The organism is Pseudoalteromonas sp. APC 3691, assembly GCF_030408135.1.
Lineage (GTDB): Bacteria > Pseudomonadota > Gammaproteobacteria > Enterobacterales > Alteromonadaceae > Pseudoalteromonas.
In genome coordinates, this window is sequence record NZ_JASDCB010000005.1 from 1 (window position 1) to 17,629 (window position 17,629).

Genomic DNA, 17,629 nt, shown 5'->3' on the forward strand with positions numbered 1-17,629 from the left:
TGTTCGCCTATCATTACCCCGCTTTTTAAGAACTGATTAATCAGCTTTAAAATACTACTGTCCGTCACTTTGCGTCTAACACTGCTAATTATCAAAGCATGATCAAGCAGGTCAAAACACTTCGACAAATCCATGTCTACGACCCAGTCGCGATGGTATTTACGGATAAATACACTCGCTTTACTGATAGCGTCATGACAGCTTCGTTTCGGCCTGTACCCATAACTCGATGGGTGAAAGTCGATGTCGAATATCGGTTGGAGTATGTTCAATAGTGTTTGTTGCACTATTCGGTCTCGAACTGCGGGGATACCTAGCATTCTGACACCGCCATCATCTTTGGGTATTTCCACCCGTTTGACAGGTTGTGCCCTATATTGCTTGGTTTGCAGCTCACCTTGCAGTTGTTTTAAGTTTGCTTCTAAATTCAGGGCAAATGCGCCTACGGACTGCCTATCTATTCCGGCCGCTCCTTTAGCTGCTTTCACTTTTTTGAATCCCTTGTACAGGTTATTAATGTCTAATAATTGTCCGTACAAGCTGTAGTAAACTGTCATTTTCTGCCTTTGCTTGCGGTATGTCTGCTCGTGTCATTCTACTTATCGCTGAATCTTCATGATGACATTAGGTGTGCTAGCCTTTTTTTTGGCAATCTGCCTAAGTGGTCAGCCATTACTCCATTGCTCGCCCTTCAATTCTCAGCGTCTACATTCCTGCTTGGCCGTCATGTCTTGGCTATTTCCGTCGAAATACTTGTGAGCCAATAAACAAAAGTCTTCGTCTTTCATACGCTTAAAGAATACTTCCCCCCTTCGCAATCAATTAAAGCTTTTGGCTAAAATTGACCCCATCAAACATAATGTTGATGGTCGGCTTGGTTTTCCCCTCCACACCATTACTGGCTTTCATCGGCCTAGCCTTACTCACTACTACGGGTTCATCTGCCACCTCACACCGACACTAAATCTTGGCTTTCACCTTGTATTTAGGCCACTTACTCTCATTAAGTTTAGATGCCAGGCTTCCCCAGTTACTGCACTGGCTCCCTGTTAGAAATCCCACCCTCAAGCACAGTATTGGTCTGACTAAGTATAGGGCGTTGCGCTATTTTGCACGCTGACCCACCAATACTGCCGAAACAGGTTACGGTTAGTTGTGTACCTCTAACTTCTTATGGCTTCCTTCAGACCCCACCGTTGGCCAGTGACGCCCTTGCCATTCAGATTATCTTCCCCTTAGTCAGGGTGATAAGGCATCTTTCAGCCTATCGGGTTTGCCAGCTTCGCTGGGCAAACAAAAAATGAGCCACTTGGGCTCATTTTATAACTTTGAATACTTTATTAGTTAAGTATTATTCGTCATCATCTAAATCTAATTGCTGACGTTGAGCAGGTCGAGCTAAAATCTCTACATAGAAAGAGGTCAAACCTTGCTTTTCAATTTCGCCAATTTGGTTACTTAATTCAGCAACGTGCACAACTTGCGCATCTTCAGCTGTGTTACCAAACTTACAGTCAAATGCCCAATAGTCAGCATCTTCAGGTAGCGTTTTATTACGCTCTCTTTTCAAATATTTTTTCACTTCGTGCTTTGCAGCATCAACCATACGAGGGTATTTGATTTTCTCGTGATTTAGCGTGAATGTTTTCTTCATTACGTTCCTAATTACCTTGGTTTAATGATAATGGCATTTCATGTCATACCATTTGACGCCATTATAGCAATTGCATTTAATTTTTGGATGCTTTTTTTTCATTAAATCAATTATTAGCAAATATATAAAGCAGACCCGTTATAAAGCATATATTAACTGATGATTATTACAATCATATATCACACCGCAATAAGCTGAAGTGGTTGATGTATTGCATCACTATTTAGGCTGTCGTAAAAAGCAACTGCATTTATAGGGGGATTCGCTAATTGTGTTTGTTCGCTTTTAATTCTTCTTCTGACAGCAAGCTCACAGTTATCTATTATATTAAGTGGAATATGCTTATCATCATTTCTAATCGCAAGTGGTTCAGGGCTTAAGCATTGCCTTAACTTAATACTTGTCATACCACAGCGCTCCCCTTCTTGAGATATTAATGAGGCATTAAACTGTCCAACCAACATATTGTATTCATCAGGGGCTAAAAGTTGCTTTGTACCTGCGCCAAATTGCTTTCTTAATGCCTCTTCTTCTATAACTAAATTATCTATTTCAGTTTTTGGTAAATGAAATTGGCTAAAGTCGAGTGCGTCATGTGACAGCATCGCTAATAATAGAGAAAATTCGCCACGGCGATTTTCATGCACACTATTATTGAGCCTACTGTTTAACTGACTCTCTGTGATTAACAAATCATCTATTTGCATAGTCTTTAGTCGATTGTGGTAACTGATAGATATTTATCGGCTTTATTTCAATTTTCTTTAGCTTTTTTCTTTACTTAAATACGCAATTTGCTATTATCAGCGCCGTTGCATTGGAGGGGTTCCCGAGCGGCCAAAGGGATCAGACTGTAAATCTGACGGCTCAGCCTTCGCTGGTTCGAATCCAGCTCCCTCCACCACTTTTCTTACCGCTAAGTTAAGTGGGGCCAAATGCAATAAAATTAGTGTGGAGGGGTTCCCGAGCGGCCAAAGGGATCAGACTGTAAATCTGACGGCTCAGCCTTCGCTGGTTCGAATCCAGCTCCCTCCACCACTTCTCTACTATTCCTATATTCCTATATTCCTATATTCCTATATTCCTATATTCCTATATTCCTATATTCCTATATTCCTATATTCAGGTTAACTTCAAAACACCCATTGTAAACTCATACTGTTTTTCTTTAGCCATGTTGATGATGCTTTATAATTAGGAAAAAAATGCTTAACGTGTTGCCAAAAAGCTTTGCTGTGGTTTAAGTGACGTAAATGCGCTAACTCGTGGACAATCACATAATCAATAGCATGATAAGGCGCTCCGATTAAGTGCAAATTAAATGTTAGCTCTCGCTTACTATTACAACTTCCCCACTTTCGCTTATAAATAGCTACTTTTAGACTCGTAGGTAATTCTTCACCCATTTGTGCGCAGAAGTACGCTAAACGCATTTCTATATATGCAGTTAGTTGCTCTTTTAAATATTCTTCAAGAAGTTGCTGATATTTTTGCGAAGTATTTTTAACGCGCGAAGAGTGCGTAATAAGCAAGCTGTCGTTACTGTTTATTACTTCGGACTTAGTACCTTGCTTAAACTCTATGTTTTCAATGCTATCAAAGATTAAAATTTGTTTGTCTTTGAGCGGGCTTTGTCTGCTATCAGCAATATTGTGCTGTTTAGTTAATTGAGCATTTACCCACACCTGCTTATCAAAAAGCCATTCTTGAATGTGTTTATTACTAACAAACTGAGGGGCATATACAGTCACCTTCTTGTTATGTACTTTAATGGCAACCGTTTTACGTTTTATACTTTTCTTTAACTGATATTCAAACACTTTCATACTCATTAATGATATTGCTACGAGAAAATTCACCAGCAATTAATAAAACCAAATAAAGTGTAATTTTCGCTTAGTTAAGCCAATTCATTAGTTTTATTAAGGTTACTCGATAGAAACTTAAATATGACCATATAAATCTAACTTAGTCCTGTGACAGGCAATACATTAGAATAAAAAACACCAACTAAAAAACTAATGCCTGATAAATAAAAGAAAACTAAAAGTAATAAATTCGTTATTTTAATCACTTCATTGAATTAACAGTTTATTTATTAATTAATTAGATTAAACTTGATAAATAAAGATTATATTTTGAGCCATTATGTTATCAGCTTTTTTTATCACAGACCAAGATCCTAGCTTAATCATTAATGGCGTTTACGATCCTCTATTAGTTTCAATGTCATTGCTAATTGCTATTTTTGCAGCCTTTTTCACCATTCGGCTTATAGAGCTCGCAAAAGAAACTCAATTTCCTAGCTACCAACGTTTAGCAAATGTGACCGCTGCTACTGTTTTTTCGGCTGGTATTTGGAGTATGCACTTTATTGGTATGCTTGCCTTTTCACTGTGTACTAATATTGATTATGATCCAACAATCACTCTCCTTTCTTTTATACCAGCATTTATAGCATGTCAGTACGCTGTATCAATGCTAGTAAATAGTAAAGGGAATCTAAAAGTATTGTCGATTTGCTCCGTGTTACTAGGAGCTGGCATTGGCACTATGCATTATAGCGGCATGGCTGCAATGGATCTTGCTCCTTTACTTAGATATGATCCATTGATATTTTCGTTATCAATCATTGTTGCTATAGCCCTCTCCTTTATAGCCCTTTACAGTCGCTTTAATCTTGAGCGTTTTTTACCCTCTTTATCACCTCTTCAAAATAACTCAATTAGCGCTGTTATTTTAGGGTGTGCTGTTGCTGGTATGCACTATATGGGTATGGCCGCTACACGTTTTGTAGCTACATCGCCACTAATCTATGATGATGCTAATGCAACCGCAGGACTAACTTTTATCGCCATTGCAGTCGCCACAGCAACTATCGCGATTACAAGCGTGGTTGGTGTAATAAATGGTATGGTTCGCTATCGCATGCTACTTGAGGAGAAGTCGGCAAAAGAATCCCGTCTAAATGCTATTTTAGGTACCGCTATAGATGGCATTGTTACCATTGATCATGCTGGTATTATTTTAAGTTTTAATGAAGCCGCAAGTAAAATTTTTGGCTGGCAAGAAAACCAAGTTCAAGGCAAAAACGTAAAAATGCTAATGGACGATAACATTGCCAAGCACCACGACGAATACCTCTTAAATGCTCACAATGTTGATCTAGGTAAAATAATAGGCATAAACCGTGATGTATATGCAAAACACATGAACGGACATGTTTTTCCTATTCGCTTAGGTATAGGCGAAGTAAATCAGCCGGGCCATAACCCTTTATATGTTGGCTTTATCACCGACTTGACCGAACAACGCGCTTTGCAGCAAAGTTTAGAAGAGAAAGAACAAAAATACCGCTCTCTTATCGATAACATGCCCGGAGTCGCGTTTAGATGCAAGTTTGATGACAACTGGACTATGTTATTTATTAGTCCAAATATAATTGAGCTTACAGGGTATAACCCAAATGAGTTTACAGAGCATTGTATCGAGTTTAATGACTTGGTCTTGAAATCAGATCAAAAACAAATAGTTGATGAAGTCACTAAAGCTGTTGATGCAAAGTCTCAATATTCTATTGAATACCGAATTAGACACAGAAATGGCAAAATTTTGTGGTTGTTAGATAAAGGGAGTATCGACTTTGATGCTCAAGGCAACCCAAAGTGGATTGATGGTGTTTTAGTCGATATTACTGAACGCAAAGAATATGAAGAAAAACTTGAGCAAGCTAAATTTAAAGCTGAAGAAGCTGCTCATGCAAAGCAATCTTTTATGGCTAATATGAGCCATGAAATACGCACCCCAATGAATTCTATAATAGGTTTTAGCGATCTATTAATGGACACCCCACTTGATCAAGAACAACAAAAGCACTTGGTTACCGTAAATAATGCAGCGCGTTCATTGCTAAGATTGTTAAATGAAATTCTTGATTCTGCAAAACTAGAACGCGGTAAGCTCACCATTGAGCCAGTCCACTTTAGCTTAAAACCAGTGATAGACAGTATTATTTCTACTTTTTGGCTAGAAGCTAAAAAGAAAGATTTAGAACTTAAACTCCATATTAAAGAATCAGTAAGTTCTACGTACTACGGCGACCCAGATCGACTCAGACAAGTACTCACTAATCTAATTGGTAACGCGATTAAGTTCACCGAAGAAGGCTCTGTTACGGTCACCGTTGGCATGACACAAAATCAGCATCTGTTTTTTGAAGTGCAAGATACCGGAATTGGTATTGCAAAAGATCGTATTCAAGCTGTATTTCAACCTTTTGAACAAGCCGATGGCACTACTACTCGCCGCTTTGGTGGTACAGGCCTTGGTACAACCATAAGTAAACAACTTGTAGAGCTTATGGGCGGAACAATAAACTTAGTAAGTGAGCTAGGTAAAGGCACCTGTTTTTACTTTTCATTGCCGCTTACTTTAGGTGACGAATCTAAAATAGATTATTTTGATGGTCTACACACCCAACTGCCTGCACTTAGAGTGCTAGTAGTTGATGATATAGAGCAAAATACAGAACTACTGTCTTTGCTTCTGTCACGCGATCAGCATTCAGTTACCAAAGCGTCAAACGGACTTGAAGCGATTAAAGTATTTGAAGAGCAATACTTTGATGTCATATTAATGGATATACATATGCCATTGTGTGATGGCATACAAGCAGCACAAAAAATAAGAGCAATAGAAAACCAAAGGCAGCTTAAGTACACGCCAATTATCGCGCTCACAGCAAGCGTATTACAGCAAGATAAGCTTACGGCTAAAAAAGCAGGCATGAATGGCTTTGCCAATAAACCCGTCGATATAAATCAGCTTAACCAAGAAATAGCGCAAGTGCTGGGGCTTGGTATTGCAAAAGAAATGGTTATATCGCAAAGCGATCCTAAAGCGCAGCATATAGATTTTGAAAAAGGATTAGCACTTTGGGGTTCTAAGTGTAAGCAACTTACAGAGATTACTAAGTTTGTTAGTGATAGTGATAAGCGGTTTGAGAGATTATTTAATGATAAACTATCAAACATAAAAGATGTCGATAGCCTCATTCACACACTCAAAGGTGTTGCTGGTAACTTAGGGCTAACAACGTTAATGAAGTTATTAACCGATTTAGAGCACAAGCAAAGTGATGCTAAAGTTATTAGTCTTTTAGACGATATCAAAAACGAACTACTTATTATAACGCAACTGCTGTCATCAAATACTTGCGATGAGCCAAATAGCAAGCCTGAAGATAATAGCTCAGACACTCTATCAATAGATGAGATTAAGCAATTGTGTGAAACACTTCATCAAGATGCGCAAAACGCAGAATTAAATGATGAACTACTCGCAAAGTTGCAACGCGGCGCACCTTCTACTTTTCAAAATGAAGTTGATGATATAGCCGAAGCCTTTGATGAATTTGATTTTGATAAAGCACACGTAATACTAGAAACCTTAATTGAAAAACTAACAAACAATGAGTATTAATTAATGGATTTTACGACAGATAGGCCACGGGTATTAATTGTTGACGATGAGCCTGCAAATCTAAAAGTAATGCGCGAAGTGTTAGGTAATCAATATCGTATGTCGTTTGCTAAATCGGGTGATGCCGCACTAGCACTACTTGAAAAAGAGCTACCTAAGCTAATTTTGCTCGACATAATGATGCCAGATATGAATGGCTTTGAAGTGTGCCAAATAGTTAAGAGAAATCCTAAAACATCACACATCCCAATTATTTTTGTGACTGCGCTTGGCGATGAAAGCGATGAATACAAAGGTTTTGAGTTAGGCGCAGTAGATTATATTACTAAACCAATAAGCCCTGCCATTGTAAGAGCAAGGGTTAATACTCACTTGTCGCTAGTACAAGCAGAGCAATTAAAGCAAGCTCATGTAGATTTAGTAGAACGTCTAGGCCGTGCAGCGGAATATAAAGACACCGACACGGGTGAACATATAGTGCGCATGAGCCAATACAGTAAAGTATTAGCGTTAGCACTAGGTATGGATGAACAACGAGCAGAACTTTTACGTCAAGCTGCCCCAATGCACGATGTAGGAAAAATAGGTATCCCTGACGCTATCCTACTCAAACCTGGAAAGTTAACCTCTGAAGAGTTTGATCATATGAAAGAACACGCCACCATTGGCGCGCAAATTTTAGCAAACTCATCATCTCCTTTACTACAACTTGCGCATACACTTGCAATTGAACACCACGAAAAATGGGATGGCTCAGGCTATCCTAACGGGATCAAAGGCGAAGAAATATCAGTTGAAGGTAGAATTGTTGCTATAGCTGACGTATTTGATGCACTTACCTCAAAACGCCCTTACAAAGAGGCTTGGAGCGTAGAGAAAACAGTTTTGCACATGCAAGAGCAAGCAGGAACTCATTTCGATCCCGCTCTAATCGAGCTATTAGTAAAAAACTTAGACGATATTATTGCTATAAAAAATGCAAATCAAGAAAGCTAATTCTTTTTAGCACTGTGAGAGCCAAGCTCAACATTTGGGTAACAAGATTTTATATAACGATAGTCATGTGACGTAATTTCATGGCTATTGCCACTTTCATCTTTAAAGTACATAGAAAACGTTACACCATGATCTGCTAAAACTACTTTTATATTTAAACTCTCAAGATGAATACGCCATTGAATAAATTGATCCCCTGAGGCCAAAAATGCAATCCCTTTACTGCGCCCCTCTCCTTCAAACAATGCTAAACGAGTGGTTGAACAAGCATCTTCAAGCGTTAAAGGGCCTCGCCCATCCTCATCCCAAAAGGCAAGCTCTGGCACTACGCTAAAACCTAAAACCCGTTCATACCACTTAACGGCATTAGCTAAGTTATCAACATTTAAATGGCAATGATCAATGCCAGATAATTTCGGTATGCTTGTATTATTCACATTACTCACCAATTTCTGACTTTAATTGCTCTAAAAACTCATGCATATACCTTGTTCGTCTATTCGCCTCTGCTTTAGCTGATGGGGTATTCATACTATCGGCAATATGTAATAACTTTATGAAAAAATGATCAAGCGTGTATGTTTTATCATCAGCCTCGCGTTCAACACAAAAAGGGTCATTTGGGTTATATAATAACCGAGAAATTGAGCCACCAACTTTCATGCATCGGCTAACGCCAATAGCGCCCAACGCATCCATTCTGTCGGCATCTTGTACTATTTGCGCTTCAACTGTTTTAATTTTTATATTTGCGCTGAAGCTATGCGCTGCAATTGCATGATGAATCTCATCAAAAAGTGACTCGTCATAATTAATCGATTTTAAAAACTCCAATGCCTTATCAGCTGCCATAGTAGAGGCTTTTGCACGATCAGGGTGGTTTTTAGCCACCGCCACACAGTCGTGCATCCACGCTGCAGGTAATACTACTGACATGTTTGCCTGCTCCGCATTACATAACTGTATTGCAACACGCACCACTCGCTCTATATGAGTAATGTCATGAGCAACATCAGCATGCACTAAAGAGGCGATAAACCCTCTACATTGTGAGTTAAGTATTTCTAAATCAGGGCTTAAAGCGACGTCAGACAAAGTTAGGTTCCAAAAAGCTAATTAATCAATGAATTATCCGTACTTTACCGTGCTTTATGCCCCCCTTGCAAAACATTCATTGTATGTTGCTCCTTGCTTGACTAAAATACAGCGCTTATTTATTACTACTGAGAAGCCTTATGTCATCTGCCGTTTACCTACAAGCTGGTCGCGATAAATCATTAAAAAGAAAACACCCTTGGTTATTTTCAAAAGCCATCAAAAAAATTAAAGGTAAACCTGGATTAGGCGACACAGTAACGATTCACGACAGCGAAGGTAAGTTTTTAGCAACTGCTGCGTATAGCCCTCACTCACAAATTCGTGCACGTGTTTGGAGCTTTGACGAAAAAGAAGTCATCGATCAACACTTTTTTGAACGCCGTTTACGTCGCTCATTAGAAGCCCGTAGCCAAGTTATTGAAGAAGGCGGATTAACAGGGTTTCGCTTATGTGCTGCTGAGTCTGATTACTTACCAGGCGTTACAATCGATAAGTTTGATAACGTATTAGTGTGTCAGCTACTAAGTGCGGGTGCCGAGCGTCATAAAGGCGAGATTGTTGGCGCGTTGATGTCTATTTTCCCGGGTTCTAGCATATACGAACGTTCAGATGTAGAAGTACGTACTAAAGAAGGCTTAGAGCCAATAAAAGGCGCTCTTTGGGGTAATGAACCAACACAGCCAGTACTTATTAATGAAAACGGTTTTAAAATTGAAGTCGATATAATCGACGGACATAAAACGGGCTTTTATTTAGACCAACGCGATAGCCGTGCCGCACTTGAGCGTTTTTCAAAGGGTAAAACGGTACTTAACTGTTTTAGTTATACAGGTACATTTTCGTTGTACGCTTTGCGTGGTGGATGTGAGCATGTAACTAACGTAGACGTATCTCAGCCAGCGCTTGATACTGCAAAACGTAATGTTGAGCATAATAACTTAGATTTAGATAAAGTGAGCTTTGTTAAGCAGGATGTATTTAAGTTACTACGCCAATACCGCGACGAAGGCAAACAGTTTGATACCATCGTAATGGACCCACCAAAGTTTGCTGATAATAAAGCGCAGCTAACAGGTGCGTGCCGTGGTTATAAAGATATCAACATGATAGCCATGCAAATACTAAAACCAGGCGGAACACTACTAACATTCTCATGTTCTGGTTTAATGGAACAAAACTTGTTTCAAAAAGTAGTCGCCGATGCAGCTCTTGATGCAGGTAAAGACCTACTTATAATGGAGCGATTAAACCAGGCAGCTGATCACCCAATTGCTGGCAGCTACCCTGAAGGCTTTTACTTAAAAGGCTTAATCTGTAAGGTTTTTTAATATCTACTATTGAGTTTAACTGAATTCGATTTAGTTAAACTGAATGATTTCAAGACCTGCTGTTACCGTGCCATCATCTTCTTTGCTGGCACGTATTACTTTTGCTGTTGCATTTAAAGGCGCAATACTTGGATGAGTCGAATCAATGTTCACCGTCAGTAAGGTATTAGGTTCAAGCAATTCATCTAAATGAATTGATAAACCTGTTGCACTTAAATCCACGCACTCTGCGGCAAAACTTAAACCCGCTATTGGTTCTATCGTTGTTAAATTTGCAGGAGTGTTAATCTGCATGCGTCTAAAATTTCGCTTATCATCAGTAAACATATGTTACCTCTAAACAACCGTGTTAATTTCTTCCAACAAAGCACCCACTGAAAATGGCTTTACAACATACGCGTTACAACCAGCATCAAACCCTGCTTGTTTTTCAGATGGGGACTCTAGGCCCGATACCATAACAACAGGAATATTTTTTGTTTCAGGTGTGTGCTTTAGCATTCGGCATGTATCATAACCATCAAGACCAGGCATACAAACATCAAGCAAAATTATATCTGGCGGACTCGCAATTGCTGACGCAAGGCAGCTTTGCCCTGAATCTGCGTAACTAACATCAAATTTCGACGCTAGTGCGGCTTTGAGCATTTCAAAATTAAAATACTCGTCATCTACCACTAAAAGTCGCTTTGTTTTATGTTCAATCGATGAGGACATAACTATGTCGCTTCCTTTTCAAAACAAAAATAAATCCTTCTATTAAGGTACTAAGCTTAATAGAAAATGCAAGTTTTATTCTATCTCTTTTATCGCATTAAGTACCCGCTTGGCTGAAATTGGGTAAGGCGTTCCTAGTGTTTGAGCAAATAGCGACACTCTAAGCTCCTGTTGCATCCAGAAAATAGCGGTTACCTCTTGTGGTATAGGTAACCCTTTAGGCGTTTTATTAACTACTTTTTTATACTCTTGCGCAACTTTATCTAGCTCTAGTACGCATAACCTATCACGATTTGGATCCACAGGCAGCTTTTCTAAACGTTTTTGAATCGCTTTTAAATAACGAATTAAATCCGCTATTTTATCTGCGCCATGCGCGCTCACAAAACCTTTAAATATAAGTGACTCAAGCTGTGACTTAATATCGCCGTGCGCAGTTATCATGGTTAAATCAACGCGCCTTTTCATTTTTTTATGCAGGGCATGAGCAATACTTAATACTTGCTCAACTTGCGTTGCAATCGATACAACGGCATCGCCCAGCTCACCGCGTATTTGCTCTTTTACTGTTTCAAATGCTTTTTCGTCGCGTATATCACCGTGTTTTACTAATAAGCTATCAACACCTGCGGCAATACAGTCATCAATTAAATCAGCTATTTTACCAAATGGGTTAAAGTACAAACCCAGCTTTGCCTTATTCGGTAAGTTTTGTTGTAAGTACTTAATTGGCGATGGCACATTTAATAGTACTAAACGGCGCAAACCTTGTTGATGTGCTTGCTGCGCTTTTGCTTCGCTATCAAAAAGCTCCACTGCAGCGGCTGATTTTTTATCCACCAGCGCAGGGTATGCTTTTATCTCATATTGACCTTGCTTTTTAACGTATGAAGCGGGTAACTCACCAAAATCCCATTGTGTTAGGTCTGACTTTTCAATGCCTTTATCGGCTACTTTAGACAGTGTTTCGGTTACTTCACCTTGCAGCTCTGCTTTGAGCTTGGCTAAATCAAGTCCTCGTGCAAGTAACTTATCGTGTTCATCACGTACTTCAAACTGTAATCGTAAATGCGGTGCTAATGCACTTAAATCCCATGCCTCGGGATCAACCCTCACACCTGTCATTCTCAATAAACGCGTCGTTAATGCATCAATTAAGCTCCCTTGCATTGGCTCAATAGCTGCCAGCACTGCATCAGCATAGTTTGGTGCTGGCACAAAATTACGACGAAGCGATTTAGGCAATGACTTTATAAGCCCACTTATTAGCTCATGCCTAAATGCTGGTATGTGCCAGTCAAAACCACTTTCTTGCACTTGATTCAACAGCGCGACCGGTATTTGTACCGCAACGCCATCAACTGCTTGGCCTGGATCGAAATGATAAGCAAGCGGCAATATAATATTGTCTTGCTGCCATGTGTCAGGGTAGTCAAACTCAGTGATATTACTTGCACCATGCTGCATTAGCTCTTCACGAGTCATGTGTAGGTAATGCTTATTTTGTTGTTTTTGTGTTTTATACCATTTTAAAAATGCAGCGCGGTTATTAATTTCTTTGGGTATTTTTTTATCGTAAAACTCAAATAACGTTTGCTCATCAACTAAAATATCACGACGACGTGACTTATTTTCCAGAACTTGAATATCTTCTATTAGCTCACGGTTAAACGCTAAAAAGCCCTCGTTTAAGCCCAGTTCTTGCTCAACTAATGCAGTGCGCACAAAAAGCTCTCGACTCACTTTTGGGTCTATGTTGCTATAAACACAGCGGCGTTTATTTACAACAAGTAAGCCGTATAAAGTTTGCTGTTCAAACGCGATTACCGCACCTAGTTTTTTCTCCCAATGTGGTTCAGTGTAACTACGTTTTACTAAGTGCTGTGCTAATGGTTCTACCCAGTTAATGTCTATCTTTGCATTTGTGCGGGCATATAACTTACTGGTCTCTACCAACTCCGCTGACATGATCCATTTAGGGCTCTTTTTAAATAAACCTGAACCCGGAAAAATATGAAACTGACTATTACGTGCGCCTTTGTATATTTGTTTTTCATCTTTAAAGCCAATATGGCTTAGCATCCCGCTTAACAACGCTTTGTGAACAAGTTCGCCATCAGCCGCTTGGCTGGTTGCTTTCATGCCCATTTCGTTACACACAGTACTTATTTGATAAACAATATCTTGCCATTCACGCAGGCGCATATAGGCTAAGAAATCTTTTTGACACAACTTTCTAAATTGGCTATTAGTCAGCTCGCTTTGCTGCTCTTCTAGGTAATTCCATAAGTTTAAAAAAGCGATAAAATCAGAATCTGGATCATCAAAACGACCATGTTTTTCATTGGCAGCAGCACGTTTTTCTTGTGGACGTTCACGTGGGTCTTGAATAGACAACGCCGCCACAATAATAATCACTTCACGCAATACGCCAAGTTTATGGGCTGTTAGCACCATTTTTGCTAAACGTGGGTCAACGGGTAATCGACTAAGCTCCCTGCCCGATTGAGTTAGGCTGGTTTTACTATCGCGTTTAGCTGGTTTTACCGCTTGTAGCTCTTCAAGCAATGTTAGGCCATCATTAATATTGCGGCTATCTGGCGCTTGTACAAACGGAAATTGCGCCATATCACCAAGCCCTAGCGCCAACATTTGTAAAATAACAGATGCAAGATTAGTACGTAGTATTTCAGGGTCGGTAAACTCTGGGCGCGATAAAAAATCATCCTCAGAGTACAACCTAATACAAATACCCGCTTCAACACGTCCACAACGACCCATACGCTGATTAGCACTTGCTTGCGATATAGGCTCTATTGGTAAGCGCTGTACTTTTGTACGATAGCTGTAGCGACTTATACGCGCAGTACCTGGGTCTATTACATAACGAATACCCGGCACGGTGAGTGACGTTTCGGCTACGTTAGTCGATAAAATAATATGACGACGAGAATGCGGCGCAAATATACGGTTTTGCTCTGCGTTAGATAAACGCGAGTAAAGTGGCAATACATCGGTGTGTTTTAAATTACGCTTGCTAAGTGCATCTGCGGTATCGCGTATTTCACGCTCACCATTTAAAAATATGAGAATATCGCCAGGGCCTTCAGCGCACAGCTCATCAACGGCATCAAAAATACCTTGTAGCTGATCGCCCTCCGCTTCCATATCATCTTTATTAATATCAGTAATAGGGTTGTAGCGCACATCAACAGGGAAAGTACGACCCGATACTTCTATAATGGGCGCATCATCAAAGTGCTTTGAAAAGCGCTCAGGATCAATAGTCGCTGAGGTAATTATTATTTTTAAATCAGGGCGTTTTGGAAGCAGGTTTTTTAAGTAACCTAAAATAAAATCAATATTTAAACTACGCTCATGCGCTTCATCAATAATAATCGTGTCGTATTGATTTAAAAAACGGTCTTGCTGAATTTCAGCCAGCAAAATACCGTCAGTCATTAATTTAATATACGTATTATTAGATACCTGATCGCTAAAACGAATTTTAAAGCCAACTTGCTGGCCAAGTTCACACTTCATTTCTTCAGCAATACGATTAGCCACAGTACGCGCTGCTAATCGACGTGGTTGCGTATGACCAATTAAACCATCAACACCGCGACCAAGCTCTAAACACATTTTAGGTATTTGCGTTGTTTTACCTGAGCCCGTCTCACCGGCAATAATAACCACTTGGTTATTTGCAATGGCGTCTTTAATTAATTCCTTTTTTTGACTTACCGGCAATTGCTCAGGGTAAGTCACTTTAGGGAGGCCAGCTAAGCGTTTATCGCGTAATTCTTGGCTACGGGTTATATCAGCCGCTATTTTTTCAAGCGCGTTGGCATGCTTGTTTTCATCCGTTATTTTTTTTACGCCATGTAAGCGTTTTTTGAAAATGAATTGATCTTTTTTTAAGCACGTTTTTAGCTCGCCAAACAACTGACCTAGGTTTACCACCCGCATACCTTATAAAATTAGTTAAAGAGCCGTAATTGTATCAAATTAAACGGCTGGGGTTAATCCTACAAAATGCATAACGCGGGGTTGTTTGTTATATAAACGCTGCTATTGAACTAAACTGTGAATAATAAATTTATTTTAAACAATTATTTTCAGGGCTAACTACATTGAATAAATTAAATGACGTTGACTTATTCGTCACTAAAAATGCCCACGTAGGTCGCTTGCGTATTCGATTTACTTGCCCGATACATGCCAGAGGTATTAAACGGTAAGCTAATATTACCCTTTGCATCAATAATAATTACGCCGCCAGTGCCGCCAATAGGCTTAAGCACACCGTTTATAACTTCATCCCCTGCCTCAGCAATGGTTTTACCTTGGTACTTAACTCGCGCACATATATCGCTCGCTACATTATAGCGAATAAAGTATTCACCATGCCCTGTTGCCGATACCGCGCACGATTCATTTTCAGCAAATGTTCCGGCCCCAATTACCGGCGCATCCCCCACACGACCATAACGTTTTGCGGTCATACCACCTGTTGATGTACCTGCCGCTAAATTACCATTTTTATCAAGCGCCACTGCGCCAACCGTGCCCATTTTGTAAGAGTTAGGTAATGCTTTGTGCGCGGCTTGGTACTCTTTACTGGTTGCTTTGGCTTTATCTAATTTTTGTTTTGCTTTTAAAAGCGCTTTGTAGCGAGGCTCGGTATCAAATAAGTTATTTTCGACAAGCTCAACACCTTGCTCTTTAGCAAACTCTTCAGCGCCTTGCCCACTAAGCATTACATGTACAGAGTTATCCATTACCAAACGTGCTAAGTTAATTGGGCTCTCAATATGCTTTACACCCGCAACTGCGCCTGCTTCACGGTTTCGACCATCCATTATAGATGCATCAAGTTCATGCCCGCCATCGTAGGTGTATACCGCTCCACGCCCTGCATTAAAATAAGGGGATTGCTCTAATACTGCAATTGCTGCAATTACCGCATCTAAGCTTTCGCCGCCTTGGTGTAATACTTTATAACCTGTCTCTACTGCTTGCGTTAATTTTGCACGATACTCTTTTTCTTGAGCGGGTGTAAATCGTGCTTTTTCAATTGTCCCTGCCCCACCATGAATCGCAATGGCAAAAGGAGTCTCTGCAGCTACTGCGCTATTACTTAAAGCAACAAAGCTGCTCGCAAAAATCGCTAATAATGGTGTTTTCATGATGAGTTCTTTTATGGGGAAGTTATAAACTAATGTGAATGGTTACGGACTTAATTTCAACTAAAGTGAGTTTAATGGCATAAAAAAAGCGCCTTAAGGCGCTTTTTAAAATTTTACGTGTTTGTAATTAAGCTTGTTTAGCTTTTAAACGCGCTAAACGTGCTACTTGGTGAGTAGACGTTAAGAACGAGTAAATTGGTGCTAAGTAACCACGTTTACGAAGCTCTAAGAAATCAGCATCGCTTAACTCGTTTAGTTTTTTCTCATCGATAAGGTAAATACCGTTGATGTCTTTTTTCTCGCCTTTAATGTCTACTGTTAGCGTTTGCGCAATTAGTAGCTCTTTATCAGCTAGGAATTTAGTGAACGCTTCAGTTACTTGAGAAAACTCAATAAATGATACTAGCGCTTCTTTACGACGTTTTAGGTAATCTGTTTCTTCGCCGTTTTCAAATAATGCATTACCTTCTTCTTCACCAACAAGCGCACTTGCTTCGTCAATTACGATACCGTATTGATCTTGATCTGGGTGTTTAACTAAACCCAGTGGGTAACGAGTAGATGCCATAGGTGCAAATGCTGCAGTCCATTTACCATCTTCTACAAAAAGGTTTTCGCCTGGCTCTAAGCCAAACATAGCAACTGCTTGAAAAGTGCCGGTTTCGTTATTTTTAACGAATGACATTGGAAACTCGTTTGCTACACGTGCAAACTCATGTGCAACTACTGGCACTAAGTGTTGAGTTTTCATGAATTCTACATTGATGCCGTTTTGAATTTTAGTGTTGGCATGTTTTTCGTTGTGTAAAGGCTGTACTTGTTGCTCCGCCATGTTACTGCTCCGTTTATTTTAATTTATATGTTTCATTGTTAATGCCTTTAGGCTAATGCTTTTGAGCTAAAAAAGGAAGGGAAACTTTTATGACAACAAACATGAAAGAATAAAATTTAACTAAATCTGAACGTTGCTAAAAAACATACAGCTCAAACTCATAAATTTTGTTCAAAAACAACACACTTCATGGTTAATTTTAATACAAATCAAAGTTATTCATTAACATTGGTTAACAGTTCAAAGCTATTTTTTTGCAGTGTTTAGGCTTAAATTTAAGCAAATAAAAAAGGCCGCTTATATAAGCGGCCTTTAAAAGTTAAATTGGCATCTA

At 39.5% G+C, this 17,629-nt stretch carries 14 protein-coding genes and 2 tRNA genes; 5 read left to right on the plus strand and 11 right to left on the minus strand.

The genetic code is table 11. From position 1 onward, the window contains the following. From QL998_RS02625 to QL998_RS02635, 3 genes are all read right to left on the minus strand, one after another. Positions 1-557, minus strand: a 557-nt coding sequence (locus QL998_RS02625; RefSeq protein WP_290192101.1) for a reverse transcriptase domain-containing protein, incomplete at its 3' end; no start/stop codon positions are given. Positions 558-1,351: 794 nt separating this feature from the next. Beyond that, positions 1,352-1,654: a DUF6172 family protein gene (locus QL998_RS02630; protein WP_002961433.1), complete on the minus strand. Its 303-nt coding sequence runs from the start codon at positions 1,652-1,654 to the stop codon at positions 1,352-1,354. 179 nt (positions 1,655-1,833) lie between these two features. Next, on the minus strand, positions 1,834-2,361 hold the full coding sequence (locus tag QL998_RS02635; RefSeq protein ID WP_182196896.1) for a VC2046/SO_2500 family protein: 528 nt from the start codon (positions 2,359-2,361) through the stop codon (positions 1,834-1,836). Positions 2,362-2,473: 112 nt separating this feature from the next. Here QL998_RS02635 and QL998_RS02640 point away from each other — a divergent pair. Together QL998_RS02640 and QL998_RS02645 are read left to right on the plus strand one after the other, a co-directional pair. Next, positions 2,474-2,558: transfer RNA gene (locus QL998_RS02640), tRNA-Tyr, on the plus strand. 49 nt (positions 2,559-2,607) lie between these two features. Further along, positions 2,608-2,692, plus strand: a tRNA-Tyr gene (locus QL998_RS02645). A gap of 95 nt (positions 2,693-2,787) precedes the next feature. On the opposite strand, the gene QL998_RS02650 is transcribed toward QL998_RS02645, so the two are convergent. Further along, on the minus strand, positions 2,788-3,486 hold the full coding sequence (locus QL998_RS02650; RefSeq protein ID WP_290192102.1) for a SprT family zinc-dependent metalloprotease: 699 nt from the start codon (positions 3,484-3,486) through the stop codon (positions 2,788-2,790). A 316-nt stretch (positions 3,487-3,802) separates the two neighbouring features. Between QL998_RS02650 and QL998_RS02655 the strand changes: the two genes are divergently transcribed. Both QL998_RS02655 and QL998_RS02660 read left to right on the plus strand, forming a co-directional pair. Then, complete coding sequence (locus tag QL998_RS02655; RefSeq protein ID WP_165742752.1) at positions 3,803-7,135, plus strand: MHYT domain-containing protein; 3,333 nt, start codon at positions 3,803-3,805, stop codon at positions 7,133-7,135. Between the two features lie 3 nt (positions 7,136-7,138). Continuing rightward, positions 7,139-8,131, plus strand: coding sequence for a two-component system response regulator (locus tag QL998_RS02660; RefSeq protein WP_002961438.1), 993 nt, complete (start codon positions 7,139-7,141; stop codon positions 8,129-8,131). Here the strand turns inward: QL998_RS02660 and QL998_RS02665 are convergent. Together QL998_RS02665 and QL998_RS02670 are read right to left on the minus strand one after the other, a co-directional pair. Continuing rightward, entirely contained in the window at positions 8,128-8,568 is a 441-nt protein-coding gene (locus tag QL998_RS02665) for a VOC family protein (protein ID WP_182672825.1), read from the minus strand. The genes QL998_RS02660 and QL998_RS02665 overlap by 4 nt on opposite strands. A gap of 1 nt (position 8,569) precedes the next feature. Next, the gene (locus QL998_RS02670) at positions 8,570-9,226 is read right to left on the minus strand and encodes an HD domain-containing protein (protein WP_039487345.1); all 657 of its coding nucleotides are present in this window, start codon (positions 9,224-9,226) and stop codon (positions 8,570-8,572) included. A gap of 140 nt (positions 9,227-9,366) precedes the next feature. On the opposite strand from QL998_RS02670, the gene QL998_RS02675 reads away from it, so the two are divergent. Next, positions 9,367-10,557: a class I SAM-dependent methyltransferase gene (locus QL998_RS02675; protein ID WP_290192103.1), complete on the plus strand. Its 1,191-nt coding sequence runs from the start codon at positions 9,367-9,369 to the stop codon at positions 10,555-10,557. Positions 10,558-10,587: 30 nt separating this feature from the next. Here QL998_RS02675 and QL998_RS02680 read toward each other — a convergent pair whose 3' ends face one another. The 5 genes from QL998_RS02680 to QL998_RS02700 form a co-directional block, all read right to left on the minus strand. After that, entirely contained in the window at positions 10,588-10,884 is a 297-nt protein-coding gene (locus tag QL998_RS02680) for a PilZ domain-containing protein (RefSeq protein WP_007581065.1), read from the minus strand. 9 nt (positions 10,885-10,893) lie between these two features. Then, on the minus strand, positions 10,894-11,274 hold the full coding sequence (locus QL998_RS02685) for a response regulator (RefSeq protein WP_024597850.1): 381 nt from the start codon (positions 11,272-11,274) through the stop codon (positions 10,894-10,896). A gap of 75 nt (positions 11,275-11,349) precedes the next feature. Then, positions 11,350-15,237: an ATP-dependent RNA helicase HrpA gene (gene hrpA, locus QL998_RS02690; RefSeq protein ID WP_290192104.1), complete on the minus strand. Its 3,888-nt coding sequence runs from the start codon at positions 15,235-15,237 to the stop codon at positions 11,350-11,352. Positions 15,238-15,431: 194 nt separating this feature from the next. After that, positions 15,432-16,463 carry an isoaspartyl peptidase/L-asparaginase gene (locus QL998_RS02695; RefSeq protein WP_290192105.1) on the minus strand — a complete coding sequence of 344 codons (1,032 nt, stop codon included), beginning with the start codon at positions 16,461-16,463 and terminating at the stop codon, positions 15,432-15,434. Positions 16,464-16,590: 127 nt separating this feature from the next. Next, entirely contained in the window at positions 16,591-17,295 is a 705-nt protein-coding gene (locus tag QL998_RS02700) for a SapC family protein (RefSeq protein WP_290192106.1), read from the minus strand. Positions 17,296-17,629 lie beyond the last annotated feature (334 nt).

Coding starts and splice junctions, on each gene's coding strand:
- QL998_RS02630 (WP_002961433.1), bottom strand. CDS start 1,654: ATGAAGAAAACATTCACGCTAAATCACGAGAAAATCAAATACCCTCGT.
- QL998_RS02635 (WP_182196896.1), bottom strand. CDS start 2,361: ATGCAAATAGATGATTTGTTAATCACAGAGAGTCAGTTAAACAGTAGG.
- QL998_RS02650 (WP_290192102.1), bottom strand. CDS start 3,486: ATGAGTATGAAAGTGTTTGAATATCAGTTAAAGAAAAGTATAAAACGT.
- QL998_RS02655 (WP_165742752.1), top strand. CDS start 3,803: ATGTTATCAGCTTTTTTTATCACAGACCAAGATCCTAGCTTAATCATT.
- QL998_RS02660 (WP_002961438.1), top strand. CDS start 7,139: ATGGATTTTACGACAGATAGGCCACGGGTATTAATTGTTGACGATGAG.
- QL998_RS02675 (WP_290192103.1), top strand. CDS start 9,367: ATGTCATCTGCCGTTTACCTACAAGCTGGTCGCGATAAATCATTAAAA.
- QL998_RS02680 (WP_007581065.1), bottom strand. CDS start 10,884: ATGTTTACTGATGATAAGCGAAATTTTAGACGCATGCAGATTAACACT.
- QL998_RS02685 (WP_024597850.1), bottom strand. CDS start 11,274: ATGTCCTCATCGATTGAACATAAAACAAAGCGACTTTTAGTGGTAGAT.
- QL998_RS02695 (WP_290192105.1), bottom strand. CDS start 16,463: ATGAAAACACCATTATTAGCGATTTTTGCGAGCAGCTTTGTTGCTTTA.
- QL998_RS02700 (WP_290192106.1), bottom strand. CDS start 17,295: ATGGCGGAGCAACAAGTACAGCCTTTACACAACGAAAAACATGCCAAC.